Source organism: Nocardiopsis metallicus, from assembly GCF_014201115.1.
In the GTDB taxonomy this organism is placed as follows: Bacteria; Actinomycetota; Actinomycetes; order Streptosporangiales; family Streptosporangiaceae; genus Nocardiopsis; species Nocardiopsis metallicus.
Window position 1 is genome coordinate 4,055,172 of sequence record NZ_JACHDO010000001.1, and the last position, 17,686, is coordinate 4,072,857.

10 protein-coding genes are annotated in these 17,686 nt (G+C 69.4%); 8 read left to right on the forward strand and 2 right to left on the reverse strand.

What is annotated here, in order from left to right:
- The first annotated feature begins 34 nt into the window (after positions 1–34).
- Both HNR07_RS17705 and HNR07_RS17710 read left to right on the forward strand, forming a co-directional pair.
- A complete protein-coding gene (locus tag HNR07_RS17705) occupies positions 35–2,626 on the forward strand; it encodes a LuxR C-terminal-related transcriptional regulator (protein ID WP_184372227.1) in 2,592 nt (863 codons plus the stop codon).
- Between the two features lie 410 nt (positions 2,627–3,036).
- A complete protein-coding gene (locus HNR07_RS17710) occupies positions 3,037–3,885 on the forward strand; it encodes an AMP-binding protein (protein ID WP_184365938.1) in 849 nt (282 codons plus the stop codon).
- Positions 3,886–4,020: 135 nt separating this feature from the next.
- Here HNR07_RS17710 and HNR07_RS17715 read toward each other — a convergent pair whose 3' ends face one another.
- Positions 4,021–4,554, reverse strand: coding sequence for an ATP-binding protein (locus HNR07_RS17715; protein ID WP_184365939.1), 534 nt, complete (start codon positions 4,552–4,554; stop codon positions 4,021–4,023).
- A gap of 751 nt (positions 4,555–5,305) precedes the next feature.
- Here HNR07_RS17715 and HNR07_RS17720 point away from each other — a divergent pair.
- From HNR07_RS17720 to HNR07_RS17735, 4 genes are read left to right on the forward strand one after another with little or no spacing between them, the layout of a single operon-like run.
- The gene (locus HNR07_RS17720; protein WP_221318861.1) at positions 5,306–6,901 is read left to right on the forward strand and encodes an ABC transporter substrate-binding protein; all 1,596 of its coding nucleotides are present in this window, start codon (positions 5,306–5,308) and stop codon (positions 6,899–6,901) included.
- Between the two features lie 46 nt (positions 6,902–6,947).
- Positions 6,948–7,883, forward strand: a complete 936-nt coding sequence (locus tag HNR07_RS17725) for an ABC transporter permease (protein ID WP_184365941.1) — start codon at positions 6,948–6,950, stop codon at positions 7,881–7,883.
- A complete protein-coding gene (locus tag HNR07_RS17730) occupies positions 7,880–8,773 on the forward strand; it encodes an ABC transporter permease (RefSeq protein ID WP_184365942.1) in 894 nt (297 codons plus the stop codon). Before HNR07_RS17725 ends, HNR07_RS17730 begins: the two co-directional genes overlap by 4 nt.
- Positions 8,770–10,500 carry an ABC transporter ATP-binding protein gene (locus tag HNR07_RS17735; RefSeq protein WP_376769928.1) on the forward strand — a complete coding sequence of 577 codons (1,731 nt, stop codon included), beginning with the start codon at positions 8,770–8,772 and terminating at the stop codon, positions 10,498–10,500. Before HNR07_RS17730 ends, HNR07_RS17735 begins: the two co-directional genes overlap by 4 nt.
- 4 nt (positions 10,501–10,504) lie before the next feature.
- On the opposite strand, the gene tnpC is transcribed toward HNR07_RS17735, so the two are convergent.
- Complete coding sequence (tnpC, locus tag HNR07_RS17740) at positions 10,505–12,004, reverse strand: IS66 family transposase (protein ID WP_221318653.1); 1,500 nt, start codon at positions 12,002–12,004, stop codon at positions 10,505–10,507.
- 458 nt (positions 12,005–12,462) lie between these two features.
- On the opposite strand from tnpC, the gene HNR07_RS17745 reads away from it, so the two are divergent.
- Together HNR07_RS17745 and HNR07_RS17750 are read left to right on the forward strand one after the other, a co-directional pair.
- A complete protein-coding gene (locus HNR07_RS17745) occupies positions 12,463–16,170 on the forward strand; it encodes an SH3 domain-containing protein (RefSeq protein WP_184365943.1) in 3,708 nt (1,235 codons plus the stop codon).
- Between the two features lie 146 nt (positions 16,171–16,316).
- Positions 16,317–17,360 carry a zinc-binding dehydrogenase gene (locus tag HNR07_RS17750; protein WP_184365944.1) on the forward strand — a complete coding sequence of 348 codons (1,044 nt, stop codon included), beginning with the start codon at positions 16,317–16,319 and terminating at the stop codon, positions 17,358–17,360.
- Positions 17,361–17,686 lie beyond the last annotated feature (326 nt).

Below are 17,686 nucleotides of genomic sequence, written 5' to 3' on the forward strand. Positions count from 1 at the left end.
CTGACAGCCCCTATTTGTGAAGGCCATGGCACCTTTGACCGCGCCAGCGCGGCACAATCTCCCCCGGCCAGGCACCAGTTTCGTGGGCCGGGAGCGAGATCTGAGCGATCTGCTCCGCCTGCTCGGCTCCAGCCGGTCCGTGACCCTCTGCGGCTCCGACGGGATCGGCAAGACACGGCTGGCCCTGCGCGTGGCCGAACAGTCCACGGTCTCCTTCCCCGACGGGGTGTGGATCGCGGACCTGACCGACGTACGCACCACGCTGGAGATCCACGCGCGCATCGCCCAGGCCGTGGGTGTGATCGAGGAACCGGGCCTGCCCCTGGCCGCGACCGTGACCGAGGCGCTGCGGGACCGTCGGCTGCTGCTGGTGCTGGATTCGTGCGAGCACATCGCGGACGAGGTGACCGAGGTCGGGGAGGCCCTGCTCACGGAGTGCTCGGCGGTGTCGGTACTGCTCACCAGTGAGCTGCCGGTACGGCTGACCGGCGGGACGGTGTGGCGGGTGCCGCCGATGGCGCTGCCGGTGGCCGCGCGCAACGCCCCGCCGCCGGACCCGGCCGACGCGGAGTCGGTGCGGCTGTTCCTGGACCGGGCCAGGTCCCGGGACCCGAGGTTCACCGCTTCGGGTGCGGAGCTGGAGGCCGTGGCGACCCTGTGCGATCTGGCCGGGGGCGTTCCGCTGGGCATCGAGGTGCTGGGCGCGCGGGCCCCGGACGAGGGCATCGACGCGCTCACCGAGGGGCTGCGCGCGCACCTGGCCTCCCCCGCGCTCCAGCCCGGGCCGGGGCAGGCCGTCTCACGCAGCCAGGTGCTGCCTCTGGTGCTGGACTTCGTCTACCGGGCCCTGCCCGAACCCGAGCGGGTGCTGCTGCGCCGCCTTTCGGTGTTCCGCGGCTGGGACCTGGAGCTGGCCGAGCAGGTGTGCGCGGACGGGTCCCTGCCCGAGTCGGGCATCCTCGACCTGCTGACCTCGCTGCTGGACCGGTCGCTGATCACGGTGACCGGCGAGTTCGAGGGGCGGGTGCGCTACCGGCTGCCCGAGGCGGTGCGGCTGTTCGCGCACGGGTTGCTGGTCGAGGCGGGTGAGGCCGAGCTCTTCCAGGAGCGGTTGCTGGAGCGCATGCTGCGGCTGGCCGAGGCCCTGGGGCAGCGGCTGGAGTCGAGCCGGTCGATGCCGTGGGCGGAGCGGGACGCCGGGCGCCAGCGGGTCATCGCCGAGTACGACACGCTCAGGTCGCTGCTGCGCTGGGCGCACCAGCGCGGCGCGGCCGAGCCGGGGCTGCGGCTGTGCGTGAGCCTGGTGGCGCACTGGGTGAGCCACAACAGCTACTCCGAGGGCGCCCACTGGATGGATCGGCTGCTGAACCTGGAGGAGACCGCCAAGGCGCCTTCCCGGGCGCGGGCCCTGGTGGGTCGGGCACAGCTGGCGCGGGTGCGGCGGGACCACGATCTGGCCGTGAGCGCCGGCGAGGAGGGGCTGCGGCTGTGCCGTGAGGCCGGGGACGACGTGTTCGTGCGCACCGTCCTGAACCTGCTGGCGCTGGTGGAGGTGCGCGAACGCAACCTGGACCGGGCTTCGGTCCGGGTCGAGGAGGCCCTGCGGCTGTGCCGTGAGGCCGGTGACCTGTGGGGCGAGGCGATCGCCCTGGGTACCCGGGCCGCTTTGGTGGCCCAGCAGGGCGACTACCCCACCGCCGACCAGCACTACAACGCGGCGCTGACCCTGCTGCGCGGAATCGACCACCGCTGGGGGGTGGGCGTGGTTCTGCTGGGACAGGCCCGCGCCGCGGAGGTCAACGGCGACCTGATGACCGCCGACCGCTGTTACCGGGAGGCGCTGGACACCCAGCGGATGATCGGCGCGGTGGCCGAGGAGGCGCGATGCCTGGCCGGGATCGGCCGGGTCGCGCACGCACAGGGTTCCACGAGCCAGGCCTACGACTACCTGAGCGAAGGCCTGCTGATCAGCCACACCAGCGGGCAGCGCGCCGAAGCGGCCCGCACTCTGGTGTCGCTGGCCCGGGTGGCGTTCGGTTCCGGGCTGCGCGAACCCGCTTGCCGCCTGGCCGGGGCGGCGACGGCGCTGCGCGCCCGGGTCGGGCTGCCCGTGCAGGGTGCCCCGTGGCCGTTCGTGGACGTGGAGCGGGTCCGGCGGCGCCGCCGTCACCTGGTGAGCTGGTGGGAGCAGGGGTACCTGCTGGGCCAGTCGGAGGTGGTCCGGGAGGCGTGGCGGCTGGCCGAGGAGGGCCGCCGCCCGGACTCGAGTACACGTGCAGGTTCACGATCGGCTTCCGGCTCGGGTACGGGTTCGCGATCCGGTTCGGGTTCCGGCTCGGGCTCGCGGTCCGGTGCTCGGCGCGGGCGTAGGGACGGTTCTGCCGCCAAGGGCGCGTCCGCCCCGGCGCCCTCCCCCGAGTCGGCCAGCCCCCGGCAGCTGCTGACCCGGCGCGAGCTGGAGGTCGCGCTGCAGGTGAGCACGGGCAAGAGCAACCCGGAGATCGCGCGGGCCCTGTTCATCACGTCGTCGACAGCGGCCAGACACGTCGCCAACATCAACCGGAAGATGGGTTTCCACTCGCGCACACAGATCACCGCGTGGATCGAGCGGCACCGGACGGCCTGAACCGGTCCGACCCGTCCGCGCGGGTGGCCCAGGGGCGCCGCGCGGGTTGTGTAGTCCCCGGGCGCCCACGAATCTACATATGCATCTGCATAGCAAGATGCATGTGCATTTGACTGTGAACACGCTAGGCTTCAAGCCATGGGACATCAGGCTCCTGGCACCGTACGGACCGGGTCTGAGCGCTCCCAGAAGCGGCCGTCGGGGCCCGGGCCGAACACCGGGAGACCGTCGGGCCGTCGGCTCCGTGGACGCTCTCGGAGCCGGTGGGCAACCGCGCCGGCGCGGGGGAAGACCTGGGGAGGTCCCTCGCGACGAACGCCCGGCACGGCGCTTCCGGGCTCGCCACGTGGAGGGGGCGTGACGAGCCCGGGCAGCGGGCCCGCGGGCACACTGTTCGAGTGGAGGAACGCATGGGGGTAGAGCTGACTTCTGGAACCGGACGACCCGGCCGTCACCTGCCGCGTCGGGACGACCCGATCGGCTCACTCACCGGCGGGCTGTGTGAACGTCTCAGACTCAGGCCCGGACGCGGCGGAACGATCCGCGGGCGGTCCGGCCGGACCGACGCGCTCGCCTTCGCCGCCACGGTCGAGCAGGCCGCGGCCGGGCTGAGCCGCCACGGAATGTGCCTCGGGGACGTCGTGGGCGTACTCGCCCCGATCTCCCCCGACCGCTTCCTGGCCTCCTACACGGTGATGGCCGTCGGCGGACGCGCGCTGACCGTCTCCCCCGAATCCGACCTGCGCACGCAGTGCCGGGCCCTGGCCGAGACCGACGCCCGACTGCTCATGGTCAGCGAGGAACTGGCCGGAAGGGCCCTGGAGCTGGCCGAGCGGTCCCGGGTCCGGCAGGTGATCACGTTCGGGTCCGCACTGGGCACGACGCCCTTCAAGGAACTCCTGCTGCCCAGCCCGGACGGCAACGGGTACAGCCCCGCGCGCGGACTGTTCGACAACGGACACCTGGGCTACGAGCCCGCGGGCGACGACATCCTGACCACCCTGCACACCCACAACGACCTGCTGGCCCGGTTCACCGAACTGCGCGAGGAGCTGGCCCTGACCGCCGATGACGTGGTGGCGGTGGGCGAGGCCGGGGACGAGGCGACCCGGCTGGCGCTGGTGGCGCTGGCGCTGTGGACCGGAGCGTGTGTGGTGGCGGGCGACGACTGCCCTCCCCCGGAGGGACGGCGGGTGACGGTCGCGTGCGACCCCGTCCCCACCAGGATCGGCTTCCCCCACTCCAGCGGGGCCCCCTAGGACACGGGCCCCTAGGACACCGGAACACCTCTACTACGCCCGGCGGGGTCTGGCCGGGGCGGCTCCGGGCGGCGAACGCCAGAGCCGTGCGGAGTCGCGCTGCCGTCCGGAGTCGATGACGGCGAGGAAAGCGTTCTAGGCGGGTTCGGCGACCGCGGACTCACCGGCGTCGTCGATCTCGAACCAGGCCACGTGGGTGGCCTCGCTCCAGTACTCACCGCTGCGCGTGGCGCAGCTGTCGACGATGAACTTGCCGCGCCCGAAGTCGTCGCCGTCCTCGCGGGTGTGCCCGCTTTCGGAGTCGGCCGGGTCACGATCACCCTGGTCGGCGACGGCCACGCGGAGCCGCTGGGAGTCGGAGCGGATGAACAGGGTCATCACCCCGCCGCTCTGTCCCGAGCGCGAGTGCAGCAGGGCGTTGGTGGCAAGTTCGCTGACGGCCAGCTCCGCGTCGTCCAGGGCCTCCTCGCCGTGCCCGGCCCTGGTGAGGAACTCGCGCACCCGGGCCCGGACGGACCGGACCGCGGTCAGGTTCCCCGCACAACTCCACACCGTGTGGTCGGTGACCCCACCGGTGAGCTCTCCGACGTCGATCCTCGGTGCGGTCGCCATCGCGGCCTCTGGGGCGTCCGCGGGCACATAGTCCCGGAGTTGCCTCGCCTCAGCCATCCGGTCACTCCAATCACCCGCGTCGGGCGCGCGGGTCGCGCCGCCTGCACTCACCTTAGACAAGGGTGTGTCGGGTCCAGAACAGCACACCCGTGTTCACCTCGCCGGGGTTTGGTCACAAAACCCCGTCCCGTGTCCTCCCCGATGTGGACAAAGGAAACGACCCGGGGTCCAGGACCGGCCATGTGAGGTGTAACACGCAGGCAATACCTGACCGGAACCGGCCTTCCCCCTGGGACGCACGTGACCCGGGGCGACGATTACGGCTGTCGATTCCGTCCCGGGACCCGTCCCGCACGGTTCCGGGAATGGTCACCCTATGTGATCGCACCTCCGACAAAGACAGAAAACCGGCGACTAAACGCCACGTTTTCGCTACCCGGCGACAACGATGGGGACACAACAGCAAACGGTGGAAGCGTGCCCATCGCCCCTACCACGGCACCGGGGCAGCGCGTGCACGACCGTGTGCGGTACCCGCCTCTCCCCTCCAAAACCCCCAGGCCACAGCAGGTTTCAGCATCCCCTCCAGCACCATCTCGGACAGGCCGTAAGAAATCTCCCGGACATCCCCACCCCTGTCCCGACCTCGTTTGACGCTTCCTGTAGTGCGAACAAGGATCGATTGGGCCGATGCCGACCATCACCCGGGGGGCCGGTCCCCCGGGCGACCGCCCGTCACAGCGGTCTCGGTCTGCCTATAGTCCCCATCCCCATCCCCATCCCCACACGAGGTGTCCCCGTGCCTGCCATGCCCGAAGACTCCACCCCTGCCCTGAAGCACCTCACCTCCCGCCGCAGCCTGCTCAAGGCCTCCGCGGCCGGTGCGGCCGTCGTCCCGGTACTGGCCGCGTGCGGCGGTGACTCCGAGTCCGGCGGCAACGGAGGTGACGGCGAGCCCCAGCGCGGCGGCCACCTGAAGGTCGGCGTCGCGGGCGGCGGCGCCAGCGACACGCTGGACGCGCACGCCCCCACCGACAACGTCGACATCGCGCGCAACTACGCCCTCTACGCCTCGCTGATGCGCTTCGACAACGACGGCACCATCGAGCCCTACCTGGCGGAGTCGCTGGAGCCCAACGAGGACGGCACCGAGTGGACGCTGGTCCTCAGGGACGGCCTGACCTTCCATGACGAGAGCGCGGTCACCACCGACTCGGTCATGTACTCCCTCGAGCGCATCCTCGACCCCGAGGACCCCCAGCGCGGCGCGGGCGACCTGGAAGGCGTCGACCTGGACGCGAGCGAGATCGTCGACGAGCGCACCATGATCATCCGTACCGAAGAGCCCTTCGTCACCCTGCCCGAGGCGCTCGCCGAGTACTACAACTGCATCGTTCCGGAGGGCTACGACCCGGCGAACCCGATCGGCGCCGGGCCCTTCAAGTACTCCGAGTTCGAGGTCGGCGAGTACAGCGTCTTCGACCGCCACGACGGCTTCCACATCGAGGGCCAGCCCTACGTGGACAAGCTCGAGATCATCAACTTCCCCGACGACGACGCCCGCGTGAACGCCCTCAACAGCAACCACGTGCAGGTGATCAGCCAGGTTCCGCACGCGCAGGTCTCCATCATCGAGGCCGACCCCAACGTGAACATCCTCGAGTCCGAGACCGGCATGTGGCTGCCGTTCACGATGAACATCGAGGAGGCGCCGTTCGACGACGTCCGCGTGCGCCAGGCCTTCCGCCTGATCGTCGACCGCCAGGAGATGGTCGACCAGGCCCTGGCCGGGTACGGCCAGATCGGCAACGACATGTACGCGCGGATGGACCCGTCCTACCCCGAGGACTTCGACCAGCGCGACCAGGACATCGACGAGGCCAAGCGCCTGCTGGCCGCGGCCGGCTACGAGGACGGCCTGGAGGTCGAGCTGGTCACCGCCGACATCAGCACCGGTGTGATCGCCGCCGCCGAGGTCTTCCAGGAGCAGGCCCGCGAGGCCGGGGTCACCGTCAACCTGCGCCGGGTCAACTCCAGCGACTACTGGAACCCCGAGGAGGGCTTCCCCTACCCCTTCGGCCAGGACTTCTGGAGCGCCCGCGGCTACATCACCCAGACCGCCCAGGGCTCGATCGTGGGCGCCCCCTACAACGAGACCATGTGGGGCGAGCACGAGGAGTGGCTGGAGTACCTGGAGGAGGCCCGTCAGACCGCCGACCTGGACGAGCGCAACGAGCTCATCCGCAAGGCCCAGCAGATCGAGTTCGAGGAGGGCGGCTACATCGTGTGGGGCTTCGTGAACCTGCTCGACGCCCACACCGTCGCGGTACACGGCCTGCGCCCGTCGGTCTCGGGCCACCCGCTCGGTTCCTACGCCTTCCACACCATGTGGATGGAGCAGTAGAGGGCCTGACGGCCCCCGAGCTCCATACCGCTACCGAAAGCACACCATGACTCGACTCATCGTCGTCCGCCTCTTCTTCGGCGCACTGACGCTCTGGGCGGTGTCCCTCGTGGTCTTCGCGGCCACGCAGGCACTGCCCGGCGACGCGGCCCAGCTGATCCTGGGCCGGGACGCCACCCCGGAGCGGCTGGAAGCGCTGCGCAACCAGCTGAACCTGCACGAACCGGTTGCCGTGCAGTACATGCAGTGGCTCCAAGGACTCCTCCAGGGCGACCTGGGCACCTCGTTCTCGAACCGGATGCCCGTCGCCGAGTACCTCGCGAGCCCCGTACGGAGCTCACTGACCCTGATGGGCCTGGCGGCCCTGGTCGCCACCCCGATCGCGCTGGTCGTCGGCGCGTTCAGCGCCCTGCGCCGGGACCGCGCCTTCGACCACACGTCCTCCATGGGCACCCTGGTCCTGGCGTCCATCCCCGAGTTCGTGGTCGGCATCCTGCTGATCCTGCTGCTCGGCCCGGGCGGGCTGGGGCTGTTCCCGTCGGTGTACGCCCGTGCGGGCGGCCCCGAACAGTGGGTCCTGCCGGTGCTGACGCTGGCCCTGGCGGTCGCCCCGCCGATCGTGCGGATGATGCGGGCGACGATGATCGAGGTCCTGGAGAGCGAGTACGTGCAGCAGGCTCGGCTCAAGGGCATGAGCGAGCGCACGGTGCTGTGGCGCCACGCCGCGCCCAACGCGATCGGCCCGGTCGCCCAGGTCGTCGCCCTCCAGTTGGCCTGGCTGGCCGGCGGCGTGGTGGCGATCGAGTTCCTGTTCAACTTCCCCGGTATCGGCAAGGTCCTGATGGACGCCATCGACAACCGTGACGTGCCGCTGATCCAGGCCGTGGTCCTGCTCATCGCGGGCGTGTACATCCTGGTCAACCTGATCGCCGACGTGATCGGGCTGGCGGCCAACCCGAAGGTGAGGGTCGCGAACCGATGAGTGGACCTTCGACAAGCGTGACGAGCACGACCCCCGCGGCGCCCGCACGGCGCCGCCCGGGGCTGTTCCGGACCGCGTGGCGGTTCGGCCGGACCAAGGTCGGTGTGGTCCTGAGCGGCCTCATCGTCCTGATCGCCGTGGTGGGGCCGTTCGTGGCGCCCTACACTCCGACCGAGTTCGTGGCAAAGCCGTTCGAGACAGGCGTGGACGAGGCCCTGTTCGGCGGTGACAACCGCGGCCGTGACGTGCTGACCCGCTTCCTGTGGGGCGGATGGACCCTGCTCCTGCTGGCCGGTTCCGCCGCCGGTATCGGTGTGGCCGCCGGAACGGTGATCGGCATCATCGCCGGTTACCGCCGCGGCTGGGTGGACGACGTCCTCATGCGGACCAACGACGTGCTGCTGGCCTTCCCGCAGCTGATCGCGGCGCTGCTGGTGATGTCGATCATCGGCCCGAAGGTGTGGCTGATCGTCGCGGTCATCGCGGTCTCGCACATGCCTCGGGTGGCGCGGGTGATCCGCGAGGCCACCCGCAAGGTGATCGAGCAGGACTACGTGAAGGCGGCCGAGGCGATCGGGCTGCCGCGCTGGCGGATCATGACGGTGGAGATCCTGCCGAACGTGACCAGTCCGCTGTTGGTGGAGCTGGGTCTGCGCCTGACCTACTCCATCGGTGTGGTGGCCGTGCTCGGCTTCCTCGGCATGGGTCTGCAGCCGCCGACGGCGGACTGGGGCCTGATGATCAACGAGAACCGCCAGGGCATGGCGATCCAGCCGTGGGCGGTGGCACTGCCCGTGACGGCGATCGCGGTGCTGACCGTCGGCGCCAACCTCATCACCGACGGGCTCTCCCGTGCGGCGATCGGTATCGACCGGGGGGTCGAGAAGTGACCGGGAACGAGAACTACGAAGGCGCGCAGTACCACGGACCCGGGGGATACCACGGCTCCGGCGACGACCAGACCGTGCTGGTGGTGGACGGGCTCACGGTGATCGGGCGTCCCTCGGACGTCGAGATCATCAGCGGTGTGTCCATCACCGTCAGGCGGGGCGAGATCCTCGGCCTGGTGGGCGAGTCCGGTTCGGGCAAGACCACACTGGGGCTGTCCCTGCTCGCGCACTGCAAGCGCGGCACCGAGATCGTCGGCGGTCACTTGGTCGTCGGTGGCCAGGACCTGGCGGGGCTCACCGAGCGGGGCGTGCGTGAGCTGCGCGGCCGCGCGGTGGCCTACATCCCGCAGTCGCCCGCCTCGGCGCTCAACCCGGCCCTGCGGCTGGGTGTGCAGCTGAGCGAGGCCCTGCACGACGCGTCGCTTTCGGGCACCGAGGTCATGGAGCGGGTCCGCGAGGTCCTGCGCGAGGTGGCACTGCCCGACGACGACGCCTTCCTGCGCCGGTACCCGCACCAGCTGTCCGGCGGGCAGCAGCAGCGGGTGGCGATCGCGATGGCGTTCGTGGGCCGCCCGGACGTGATCGTGCTCGACGAGCCGACCACCGGCCTGGACGTGACCACGCAGGCGCACGTGCTGGAGACCATCCGGTCGATGACCCGTGACTACGGGACCGCCGGCGTGTACATCAGCCACGACATGGCCGTGGTCGCCGACCTGGCCGACGACATCGCGGTGATGTACCGGGGCGAGGTCGTGGAGCGCGGGCGGGCCGCGGACGTGCTGTCCGACCCCCAGCACTCCTACACCCGGCAGCTGCTGATGGCGGTGCCGCTGCTGAAGACGTCCGGGCACGAGGAGGCCGAGTCCGAGGAGGAGGAGCCGCTGCTGCGGATCTCCGACCTGGCCGCGGGGTACGGGCGTACCCAGGTGCTGACGGGGATCAACGTGTCGGTCTCCCGGGGCGAGTGCGTGGCGCTGCTGGGCGAGTCGGGTTCGGGCAAGACGACCCTGTCGCGTTCGGTGGCGGGGCTGCACCACCAGTTCACCGGCGAGATCCTCTTCGACGGGGTTCCGCTGGCCACCAGCAGCTACCGCCGCACGGCTGAGCAGCGGCGGCGGGTGCAGTACGTGTTCCAGAACCCGTACGAGGCCCTGAACCCGCGCAAGCGGGTGCGCGAGCAGATCCTGGGCCCGTACCGGCACCTGGTGGGCAAGCCGGCGGACCCGGACGGTGTGGTGGCCGAGGCTCTGGAGCGGGCCGCGCTGCCCGCGTCCTACGCCGACCGCTTCCCCGAACAGCTGAGCGGTGGCGAGCGCCAGCGCGTGTGCATCGCGCGCGCGGTGGCGACCGGCCCGGACCTGCTGGTGTGCGACGAGATCACGTCGGCGCTGGACGTCTCGGTGCAGGCGGAGATCGTGAAGCTGCTGCGCAACCTCCAGGACCAGGGCATGTCCCTGCTGTTCGTCACGCACAACATCGCCCTGGTCTCCAACATCGCCGACCGGGTGGCGATCCTGAACAAGGGCGAGATCGTGGAGTACGGACCGGTGGGCGAGGTGATGTCGTCGCCGCAGCACGAGTACACGCGTGCGCTGATCGCCGACACCACGGACTTCGAACTGTCCTTCCCGGGCGCCCCGGAGCGGCTTGGCCTGGACGTCGAGGACCGCCTGGACGTAAGCATTCAGAAGGCGTTGGGGACTGCGGAGGGTAGATGGCCTTAGCTGGTCAGGCGGAGGCGGGGATGGGCGGCATCCACAACTGTCCGGTGAACGCCCGGCGCAGCGCTTCGAACGCGCTCACCCCGTGCTTGCGGGCCGAGTCGATGTAGGAACGCACCCCGAGCCAGGCCGCCGCCCCCTGACGGGACTGGTGGCAACCGGAGATCTTCACCTGGGTCTTGAGGGGTCTGAGCGCTCTTTCGGCGAGGTTGTTGGTGAAGGGCACCAGGTGGGGCCGGTCGGAGAAGCCCAACACCTGCTCGGCCCGCTCCCGCAGACGCTCGAGCAGGTTGCGGGCCGGTGATTGCTTCCTTCCTTGGGCCCGGGGATGGCAGGACAGCCCGACCGCGATGCCGTGGTGGAACAACTCCCCTTGGGCCAGGAGCACCCCGGCGGGGATGTGCTCGGCCTGGCCGCAGCGCACACGCCCCGCCTCGCGGGCCAAGGTGGCCAGCGCGGACCGGATCTGACGGTGCCAGTGCTGGCCGGGGTGGTCCTGTTCGGCAGCGGTGAGCTCGCGGATCAGGTGCGCCCCGCACAGCTGGTGGGCGCACGTGTAACCCGAGTACAAGGCCAAGGAGTCGTGCACCAGGGTGCCGGTAAAGCCCGGCAGTACCCCCAACGTGTTCGCCCCGGCTCGTGAACGCGGAGCTAGACCCAGCAGGGTCAGGTGCTCGTTGCAGGCCACATGCAACCAGCACCGTTGGTCCTTGATGCGGGTGGTGGTCTCATCGGCGTGCAGCACGTGGGCCAGGGTGAGCAACGCCCGGATCAGGTTGAGGCTGTCGCTGACCAGAGCATGGGCCTCGCCCAGTAGATGCGACACCCATCCGGTGGAGACCTTCGCGCCGGTCAGGTCGTTGATGAGCTGTGCGGTGCGCTCCACCGGGATGTGCTGGAACACGAGCAGGTAGACGGCCAGGGTGCGCAGGTGGGGGCCGTAGGAGGAAGGGGAGGCGGCCAGTTCCTGGGGCATCGCTGCTTGGGTGATGCTTCCGCACTGGCACGCGCAGGTGTGGGCGCGGTGCTCACTCACCTGCACCGTGACCAGGGGGATGTCGCGGACCTGACGGCGCTGGTAGCCAATGGAGGAGGCCGGGTCCAGCTCGGCGTGGCACCCGGTGCAGGTGGCGGGCAGATGGTCGTGGACCTGGTCGGGGTTTTCGACCATAGGCAGTCCGAAGCCTTCAGCGCCTGGTTGGCGTCCGCGTTTGCGGGCGCTCTTCTTGGCGGGTGCGCGTTCGGGCTTGTCGAACAGGTCCGAGGAGGGTGGCAGGGAGGAGTTGCCGGAGTTGCGTCCCAGGCGGCGTTCGAGCTGCGCGACCCGGGTGGTCAGACGCGCGTTGTCGGCTCGGAGCTGTTCGTTCTCGGCCTTGAGGCGGGTGATCTCTTCGGTCTGCTGGGCCAGGTGCTGGCGCAGGGCGGTGTTTTGTTCGTGGAGCACACCGATCAGCGCGAGCAGGTCCTCACGCGAGGCGGTCTCCAGTCCCGACGGCATGGTGGACATCGTGCCTGGTCCAGTGTCGCCCTGTCAGGCGAACCCAGCAACTGAATGCTTACGCCTGGACCGGAATCGCCTGGCCGAGGGCTGAGCGGAGCCGGACAGACCGAGCCGAAGGGCCGGGCGCGCACGCCGCGCGCCCGGCCCTTCGGCTGTCTGGAGCCTCTGAGAACGCGGGCGATATTTTCCGGGGCACCCCAGATCAGGAGCGACGCAGCTCCGAGAAGGTATTTTATTTGGCTTTATTTGCATGGTTGCCCCATTCGACTTGCCACTCGGCTCGATTGTATCCTCACCAGTACTTGGCAGCCCGACGCAACCACAGGACTGGCGAGCGAAAATAAACCCCGGACACTCGACTCGTCAGCACTGGCCACAGTCTTTCTTTTTGGTCCCCCAACGTGGTTCCAGAATTTCGCCGAGCGAACGAGTTTCCCGCGTTTCCAACAGCAACGAGCTCATCCGTGATGCGCATGGAGGGATCAGCAATGGCGCTACATACCGGACAAGATGCGTTTGTCCCGCATGCCCGCAGTTCCGCAGAACCGCTCACAGGGCAGAAATTCATCCCCGACTTGTCGGACACGAGCGCGCAGAGCTCGTTCATCGACTCCCGCCCGGAGAAGCCGGCGGCGACGAGCACGCTCTACATCCGGCGGTTTTCCACGAAGACCGCCGCGGGGCCCGAGGAGCACACGGTCGTGGGCGTACACGTCGTGCTCGCGGAGGGTCACCCGAACGGCCTCTGGAGGGATCTCCACGTGGACCGAAGCACGCAGAGGATCGACGGCGACAACCCCCGGGTAGCGGTCGGATCCCTGCGGATCCACTGCGACACGCTCGAAGTACGCGGGGCCTTCTCGCTGCCAGAGGCGAACGTGGACATCTTCGCCCGTCGCCTTGTCTGGGCCGACGACACCGCCAGCATCAACACATCACCGCTCCTCTGGACGGTGGACAAGGCACGAAACGCCGCCAACGGCACCCCGGGAGCGAACGGGGCCGAGGGACGAAACGCCGGATCGCTGCGGATATTCGTTCATGGGGTGACCTCCGCCGGCGACCCTGACTTCCGCCTCCTCGCCCGCGGAGGACGCGGCCAGGACCCCGGCGCGGGCGAAGACGGCAAAGACGGCGACAGCATGGAAGCGGCTCCGGGTCAGTATTTCAAATACTCCGCGGACATGTTCAACAGTTCGAAAACCATCCGCTTCAACCCTCCATCCACCTACCACGAATACAAATGGCAGTGGGCATGGTCTGAAAAGACCAAGGGCACATGGGGATCGAACCGCTTTCCTCAAAATGGATCAAACGCCCTGCCGCCAGGAGTTCCCGGCAACGGAGGACACGGCGGAACCCTCACGACCAATCTCAGCCCCCAGGATCTAGCAACTTCAAACAAGGGCGGGCCCGCCGGGGACCAGGAAAAAGACTGCAAAGGCGGAAGGGCAGGGACGCCAACAGAATCAGCACATTACAAGATAACGCTATGGCATGAAGCGTTCGGAACGAGCGACGCCAGCGCCGATATTCATATGATGGATTCCTGTGATACCGAACCGGGCGCAGGCGCCCCGGGACGCCCAGCCAGCCGGGGTGCGAGCAGGACGCCGGAACCGGTCTTCCTCGACATCCCCAACGCCTGGCTGCATCCGCTTGGCGTGCAGGCAACACTGGAGTGCGCCCGTGACCTGTTCCTGGCGGGAGCGCGGGAGGAACTGCAGGCGCTGTTGCCTGTCTACGACAAGGCCCTCGCCGAGCCCGTCCCGGCGACCAACGCCTGGGACGGCGTGCCACCGTCGGTCTGGACGGCCGCCCAGACCGAGTTCGCCACCATGTTGGTCCGGCACCGGGCCCACCTCGACTACTTCGGCAACCCCGCTGGATACACTCCCCTGCTCTCGCTTTCCGGGTCGATCAAGCTGTACGAGGAGGAGACCAAGCGAGCGCTCCGGATGATGCTGCTCAGCGCGCGGGTCGCTGACGCGGACCGCGGTGCACGGGAAACTGCCGCCATCCTCAGCGACACGATCGACACCGTGAACGCCGACAGCAGGGCAGCGGCGGAACAGGTAACCGCCGGTGAGGCGAGGATCAGCGAAGTCCAGGACCTGATCGGGACCGTGGAGGGCGACCTCAGGGACCTCGCCACCCTGCTGACCAACCTCCGCAACAGGCTGCTCGACGAAGCGCAGAACGACCTGCGCAGGCAGGCGACGATCAAGTCCTGTATCAAGATGGCTGGCGCGCTGTGCCAGGTCGTCCCCGTCGGCCAACCTGTCCTGGGTGCCGTCGGATCACTGGCGGCGGTCTCCGCCGACCTGGTGGGAGCAGACCGGGACTCGGCCCCCGACACCCTCTCGAAGATCGGCGGCGCCCTCACGGACGTCACGGACGCCGTGGAACAGGCGCGGGAGGCGAAGGAGGCGAGCAAGGCTGCGTCCGGGAAGAAGCCGGTGGACTGGAGCGCGGTCGGCCGGGGTCTGGGCTCCGCCTTCTCCTTGGCCTCTGAGGGCGTCAAGGCGCTCCAGGTACCCGAAACCGAGGTGGAGGCGGCACTCGCAAAGCTGGAGGCCGAGAGTCCGGAGTGGAACGATCTGACCCGTCGCGTCCGAGAGGTCAACGAGAAGAAGGTGACGCTCTTCGGCGAACTCGGAAAAGCCCTCAACTCCGTGGGGGAGGGTTTCAGCCGTCTGGCGGCCAACGCCGGCGCCGTCGTTCACCTCCAGCAGAAGAAGGGGAGGATCTCAACCGACCCGGAAGCGGTCTTCGCCGTACAGCAGATGGACCAGCGGGCGCGGACAACGCTGCAGAAGTACCTGTACCTGCTGGTCAAGTCGTACGAGTCAGCACTGCTCAAGAGGCCCTCCGTCAACTGGGACCTGCCCAAGGTCACCCAGAGGATCGCTGACCTCGCGAAGTCGGACAGGGAAGGGGATCCGGCCAAGCTGAATGCTGAGGCGGGGGAACTCGAAACCCTCTTCGAAGAGAACCTGTCAGACCTCCGCGAGCAGTTGCTGAGCGCCTACGAGCTCCTGCGGGAGACCACGGGCACGCAGCAGTTCGCGCTGACGGCGAGGCAGACCCCGCAGGCGATCGACGCGCTGAACAAGGGCGGCGGCTGCGTGCTCGATCCCCTGGCGTTGGGACTGATCAGGCCTGACCGCCAACGCGCTCGGCTGAGCGGGGTGGAACTCATCGAACTGGCCTTCGATCCCGAAGGGCCGCCTGTTCCCGAAGACGCCAACGTCACGCTCGAGCTCGTCCCCGACGAGAAGGGCATCATGCGCCGGGACGAGGACCTGTACCTCCTCACCTCCGAATCCCCCGTCCGTTGGGGATGGACGATCGACGCGTCCGGAGGGATCGACCCCTATACCCAGAGCCTGGCGAGCAAGGACATTCTCGATTTCATCCTCGGCTCGGGTTCCGCGAACGTCAGGGGGAAGGTCTCGCTTCCTCCCGTCTGGTCGGATCTGGCCCTGTCCGTGCTGTACTGGCCGCCGATGAAGCGCAGGGATCGCCCGAAGATCAGCAAGCTCCGCTTCAAGGTCAAGGTCGACAGCAGTCCCGCGCCACAGGACCAGCGGGTCCTTGCCGTACTTCCCGAGGGGGCTGTCGGCGACTCTGTGATCACGTGCCCCTCTGACCTCGGAGGGCGGGGCGACGGGTACGGCCCGATGGTTCGGATCTACAAGAAGGGCCGGACCGTCGATCTGACGGCCCCGGCCCTGTCCGGAAACGCCGCCTTCGAGGGTTGGGACACCGACGAGGAAGAGCCGGAGCCCGGGGTGACCTCCCTGCGGGTCAAGCTCGACAACCACGTACAGGCGGTACCGAGCTGGACCCGCCAGGGTGTGGTTGTCCGTTCCACCATGGACCTGGGCCAGATGATGCAGGCGATGGGGGAACAGGAATTCGCCCAGGCCCTGGCGGAGGAAGTCGAGGACCAGGAGAGCCGCCGCGAGCTGATGGCACGCGCCTACGCGCAGGCGGCCGCTCCCGCCGCTCCTGAGCCCAGGACACAGGTGATCCGGGCGGAGCCGACCCCGGAGAGCACGGTCGTCGGGTTGGTTCCCCCGCGGGGGGAGCCCGACGTCATGGAGCACGGTTCGGGCTGGGACCTGGTGAACTACCGGGGTGTCGTGGGCTGGGTAGAGTCCACCTGATCGGAGGAGACCGTTGGTCATCGGGCAGGGCCCCTACCCACCGGGGGCCCCTGCCCGAGACGTGTCGGCAGCACGCACGTTCCGGCAGGCCCCGCCCGGTGCACGGCCCCTCGCCCGGGGTGTACAGGCCTCACGAAGGGGAGAGAATGCGCGCAGTTGTCATGGACGCGGTCCAGGGCCGTCCGGAGGTGCGTTCGGTGGCGGTGCCGGAGGTGCCCGCTGACGGCGTGCTGGTCAGGGTGATGGCCACGGGGATGTGCCGCAGTGACTGGCACGCCTGGGCGGGCCATGACGACGATGTCGCCTTCCCGCACGTGCCCGGACACGAGCTCGCGGGGGTGGTGGTCGGGACCGGCCCCGGGGTGGAGCGGTGGAAGACCGGTGACCGGGTGACGGTGCCGTTCGTGTGCGGTTGCGGCCGCTGCGAGTGGTGCCGGTCCGGGCAAGCCCAGGTGTGCCCGGACCAGCGGCAGCCGGGCTTCACCGACTGGGGTTCGTTCGCCGAGTACGTCGCCCTGTACGCCGCGGACGTGAACCTCGTGGCCATCCCCGAGGGGGTGGACTTCGCCACGGCGGCCAGCCTGGGGTGCCGGTTCGCCACCGCCTACCGGGCCCTGGTCGGCCGCGCCCGGCTCCGTGAGGGCGAGTGGGTGACCGTGGTCGGCGCCGGCGGGGTCGGGCTCAGCGCGGTCATGATCGCCCGCGCGCTGGGGGCCCGGGTGGTCGCCGTGGACCGCCACGCCGGCGCCCTGGCCGCCGCGCGGGAATTGGGCGCCGAACACGTCCTGGCCGCCGCGGACGGGACCGACGTACCCGCCGCCGTCCGTGAGCTGACCGGCGGGGGCAGCCATGTCGCCGTGGACGCGGTGGGCAGTGAACAGACCTGCGCGGACGCGATACTCGGGCTCCGGCGGCGCGGTCGGCACGTTCAGGTGGGCCTGCTGCCGCCGGTCGGAGGCCACCCGAGGGTACCGATGGACCGAGTGATCGGCTGGGAGCTGGACCTGCTCGGCAGCCACGGGATGGCGGCGACCGACTACCCGGGCATGATGGACCTCGTCGAACGGGGTGTGTTGCGGCCCCAGCTGCTGGTCGAGAGGGTCATCGGCCTGGAGGAGGCGGCGGCGCTGCTTCCGGGGTTCGACCGGGCCACGGTGTCCGGTATGACCGTCATCGACCCCACCCGCTGACTGGTTCTCCGCCGATTCCTCCGACGTGCCCTGAGCAGGGTTGTGATTGCGCCAGCGATGCAAGCCCCCCATATCCCCGATGATCTTGCTACCAGGGGCAAGTTCGGCGCCGAACTTGCCCCTGGTAGCAAGATCATCTTCACGTCCAGGGCCGCGACAGGCACCCGGCCACCATCACCACCGCAGTTGCGCCGCCGACCTTGACCGGCCGTGACACGTGAACGGTTCCCTGCCGGGCCGCCGTGACACGCGAACCGTTACCTGCCGGGCCGCCGGGGCTCCTTCCTTCACGGTCGCTGTCGCCGTTCCGTCGGGGGAGCACGTCG